This window comes from Methylobacterium oxalidis, assembly GCF_007992195.1.
Classification (GTDB): Bacteria; Pseudomonadota; Alphaproteobacteria; order Rhizobiales; family Beijerinckiaceae; genus Methylobacterium; species Methylobacterium oxalidis.
On sequence record NZ_BJZU01000219.1, the window covers coordinates 1 to 4,214 of the forward strand.

At 62.5% G+C, this 4,214-nt stretch carries 5 protein-coding genes; 3 read left to right on the forward strand and 2 right to left on the reverse strand.

Going from position 1 to position 4,214, the window contains the following annotated elements; translation table 11 throughout:
• Positions 1 to 458 (forward strand): hypothetical protein (locus MOX02_RS29590; RefSeq protein ID WP_244948460.1); only part of this gene is annotated, 458 nt, incomplete at its 5' end.
• Between the two features lie 299 nt (positions 459 to 757).
• Positions 758 to 1,243 (forward strand): ribosome hibernation-promoting factor, HPF/YfiA family, encoded by a 486-nt coding sequence (hpf, locus tag MOX02_RS29595; protein WP_147029345.1) that lies wholly within the window; start codon positions 758 to 760, stop codon positions 1,241 to 1,243.
• Positions 1,244 to 1,711: 468 nt separating this feature from the next.
• On the opposite strand, the gene MOX02_RS29600 is transcribed toward hpf, so the two are convergent.
• A complete protein-coding gene (locus MOX02_RS29600) occupies positions 1,712 to 2,449 on the reverse strand; it encodes an anti-sigma factor (protein WP_147029346.1) in 738 nt (245 codons plus the stop codon).
• A complete protein-coding gene (locus tag MOX02_RS29605) occupies positions 2,446 to 2,925 on the reverse strand; it encodes a sigma-70 family RNA polymerase sigma factor (protein ID WP_306424523.1) in 480 nt (159 codons plus the stop codon). Before MOX02_RS29605 ends, MOX02_RS29600 begins: the two co-directional genes overlap by 4 nt.
• 397 nt (positions 2,926 to 3,322) lie before the next feature.
• Between MOX02_RS29605 and MOX02_RS29610 the strand changes: the two genes are divergently transcribed.
• On the forward strand, positions 3,323 to 4,214 hold an 892-nt coding region (locus MOX02_RS29610), incomplete at its 3' end, for a calcium-binding protein (protein ID WP_147029348.1).

A 4,214-nucleotide genomic window follows, 5' to 3' on the forward strand; every position in this document is an offset into this window, starting at 1 on the left:
ATTACTTCGTCGAGCCAGATCCTGTGCAGGCAGCTCAGGTAAAGCTCATCCCACCTTGGCAATGGGGTCGATGCCCTCGGGCCGCCTTCGGGCGGGGACTGATTGCTCCAGTCCGCAAGTCCGATGACCAGGGTTGTCACTCTGCTGAGCGAGCGCAACTGCCGGATCTTGAGCGGGCCTTCGTCAACCCGGCTGCCGTCTTCCGCAGCCCCGCGGATGTGCTCGAACATCCGCGCCTGATGCGAGAGTGCAAGCGGGAGATCCTTCGGCGTTGGGCCTGGGACGAGCACCTGAAGGAGATCGCGGCAGGGGAAGGCATGATCGAGGGTGAGCCCTCTCGCCTCGACGAGGTGAAGGCGGCGCTCCTGAGCTTGGACGAGACCTGGCGGCCGAAGCCGGTCGCGCCGGCTGCGGCTGCTCCGGTCCTGCTGCAGGATGTGGATGCGCTTGCCGCTTGAGCGAGGAGGCGCTCTCGAAACGTCTTCTTCGTCATCGGGCAGGGGCCACTCGGGTCTAGCCATGGAACGGATAGACGGATGGCCTTGTCGTCGAGAACGAGATTCGACAATGCTGGAGCGGCTGACCTGAAACATCAGAAATCGAAAATCTAGCCAAATCCAAGCTTGGGTTCGTCTGAGAAACCGCAACGGCAGACGTCCTGCGCAATATAAGCGATAGGCCGTCACACGTGCGGTTTCATGGGAGACCACTCACCAGCTTGTCTTCCCTAACCAACTGGCATGACAAGGAGGATGTGATGCTTGAGAATGCAGCTCGTTCCATTCGTGTTCAGAGTTCAAATGTCGATCTAGGCGACGTGCTTCCTCAGTGCGCGCAGGCAAGCATTCTTCAGACTGTGCGCAAGTACTTTGGTCGCCTCAAGTCCAGCTCGGTCCACTTCAACCGGGAAGGTTCGCTGTACAAATGCACGGTCACCATCCAGGTTGGTACGCTGAAGACGATGAGCGGGGAGGCGCAGCTCAAGGACGCTTATGCCGCATTCAAGTCCGCTCTGGAGAAGGTCGCCAAGCAGCTTCGCAGAGCCAAGCGCGAGCTGCGGGAGGACAAGGCAACACGGATCGACAAAGAGATCACTCTGGCTGAGAGGCCCACTCCCCGCTGCAAAGCGACTTCTTCTGTTCGCCCGCCTGTGCACGCGATCATGCACTTGGTGGAAGTTGCCCGCGCGTCCACGCCAGTCGAGCTCGACCAGGATAGCCCGTATCGGATTGCCGCCGAGTAGTTGCGGAGCAGCGAGTCGGAAGCCGGCGCAGAAACTCTTTTCTCATTGCCGGCGTCTCCAAGCCGTGGCCGCTGCAGCGGATCATCTCTTGGCGACGGCTTCGACGGTCGTCGCCGAGGGAAACCGTCTCGTACCGGGCCAGATAGCTTTGCACCGGGCTCACTGTGAGAACCGCCCGTCCTTCGCCCGCCCCTTTTTCTTTTCGCCTGCAAGTTCGGCTTTGGGGTAGCAGGTGAAGTCAGCTCCCCGTCGGGAAGCAGACCGTCCGAGTAGCGCCCATTCCGGCCGTTCCGCCGGCCTCAATGGCATCTCCGAAGCTGTCATTCGTCGATTGCGCGCTATTGAGCGGTCACGTCGGAAGCCGCAGCCCATCGCGACGGGGCAGTTCGCGAACATGCTGGCTGCGTCCCCATCGCGCCCGCTTCATCACCTCAGCCGGCTCGCCACCACACATCGTCAAAGTCGAGCTTAAAGAGCGGGGTGCGTTGTGCCTTTCATCAGGATCGGACCCGTGGGCCGCCCGGTTGGTGAGCCCTGCTTTGGTTCAAGCGTGATCTCGAACAACTGATCGGCGCCAGTTTGCGGTAGCCGGGCAATATCGAGCGGGACAGAGCGCGCTCGGTCGAGCAAACCGATCGAAACTGGTCCACGCTCGCGATCCCATAGTGTCCAGACCTGAAGCGCTTTGCCTTCAGGTACCGCAATCGGCTCAATGGGGATCAACTCCGCATGACCGTCGCGATAGGCGTTGACGATGGCTGCGGGCGCTGATGCTTCCGTCATCAGTACCGCGACATAGGTCGGGTTGGGTGAGGGACGCGAGATCAGGGCAAGAGCTAGGGCGAGGCTGAGTGCTGCGGCAGCACCTGAAAGTCCAGCAGCACGCCAGACCGGCAGGCTGTGCCAAAGACTTGCGACGAAGGACGCGTTCGGCCGCGAGGCCCGAGCCGAGCGGGTCAGTGCCGGGCTTTGACCCGCCTCGATCCTCTCAACGCTTGTTGCAATGCGCGCCCACAACTCCGATCCGGCTTCAGCGGGAGGGGCCGTCAGGTCAAGCTCACTGAAGCGCTCACGCCAGATCGTCACGAGCGCGGCAAAGCTGCTGTCCTCCGCCTCCAGCTGCTCGGCCTGCGCGAGGCTCTCTCCATCGAGAAGACCGAGCGCGTGTTCCAAGGCCATCGTCTCCCTCTCGGATTGCGCTGTCATGACATGCAGTCCTTCAGGGCGGTGAGGGACCGGCGGATCCAGGACTTCATCGTGCCGAGCGGAACGCCAAATCGGCCTGCAAGCTCTCCGTGCGTCAGCCCTTGCGTGTACGCCAGGACGATCACGTCGCGCCGCATGGGTTCCAGGCCACCGAGGCATCGCCGTAGGCGGCTGGCTTCGGAGAGGCGCATGACGGCGGCCTCCGGACCTTCCTCTTCGCTAACAAATCCAAATGCCTCGAAGTCTTCTGTAGGATCGACGCGGCGCTCGTTGCGGAGCGTGTTCAGCGCGTGGTTGCGCAACACCGTGTAGATCCAGGTGCGGGCGCTGCCACGCGCCGGGTCGAAATCACGGGCCTTCTGCCAGATCCTCACGAACGCATCGTGGACGACCTCCTCCGCGATCTCAGCACGCGGCAGAAAGCGCCGTGCAACCCCCAACATTCGTGCCGCCTCGCTGGTGTAGATCCTGTTCAACGCCTCCTTCTCCCCGCGAGCACAGGCGAGAAGTGCCTTCTCCAGATCGAGTGACGGTGCTGCCGCTCCCACGGCGGCCCTGGTATCTGTCATCGCGTCTCTGCCATCACCCTGCACCTACACCTCAGCCGTGACGGCGGATGCGACGTCGGTAAAAAAATGCCGTGAGCGCTGCATCCGGCGAGCGCGCTGCTGTGTACCCCGGATGTCGGCATTCTTCGCCGTCTCCGAGGCCCGCTGGATGATGACGACTGCTGTCGCAGACGGATGCTGTTCCGCTGACCACCTCATCGTCACCGACACCTCGAATAGCACCACATCTGCCTGACGAAGCGCTGCAGCCCTCCGATGAACGAGGGTCTGTTGATGCGTCCAATTCTTGGGAGAACATCACGCCATGGCCACCATCGACGGAACGACAGGCGACGACGTGCTGCCCGGCACTCCGCAGGATGATACCATCACCGGCTTTGCAGGGAATGACACGATCACGGGACTGGGCGGCAACGACACCGCCGTCTTCAACGTGTCTACCGACGGAGCCGATCGCACCGACCTCGGTGATGGCTTGGATGTCGTCAACGTTTCCGCTGCGGCCGCAGGACAGATCCGCTTGAGCTTCACCTCCGCTCAGGTCGGCAATGCGAATGTCAACGACACCAACAACATGCTCAATCAGGACGGCGGCCTCGCCGTTCGCCTCCAGGCGGAAGGGGCAGCGGACGCGCTCGTTGGCCCGATCAGCCGCTTCGATGACGAGGGCATCACCTTCGTTTCCGCGACGGCTGGGCTGACCTTTGATGTGCGAGACCTCGTAGCTGGCACGCAGCGAGGCGATCGGTTCGAGGCCGTGACGCTCGGCACCTCCGGCAACGACCTCCTGAGCGCCATCCAGGCTGCACGGGCCTACTACATCAACGCTGGAATGGGCGACGATGCTCTGACAGGCGGAGACGCAAACGATTTCCTTGTCAGCGGCTCTGGCAACGACACGCTCACGGGCGGCTTAGGCAACGATAGCTTCATCGGAGGCGCTGGGAACGACCTCGTGACCGGCGGGGACGGCAACGATACCGCCATCTTCAACGTGTCGACGGATGGCAGCGACACGACCAACCTCGGTGCGGGTGATGACATCGTCAACGTCTCGGCTGCGGCGGCAGGCCAGGTTCGACTGACCTTCACCTCTGCCGAAGTCGGCAACGGCAATGCGAACGATGGGGGCACGCTTGCCAACCAGGACGGTGGTCTTGCGGTGCGGCTCCAGGCTGAGGATGCGTCGGGAGCCC

Coding starts and splice junctions, on each gene's coding strand:
- hpf (WP_147029345.1), top strand. CDS start 758: ATGCTTGAGAATGCAGCTCGTTCCATTCGTGTTCAGAGTTCAAATGTC.
- MOX02_RS29600 (WP_147029346.1), bottom strand. CDS start 2,449: ATGACAGCGCAATCCGAGAGGGAGACGATGGCCTTGGAACACGCGCTC.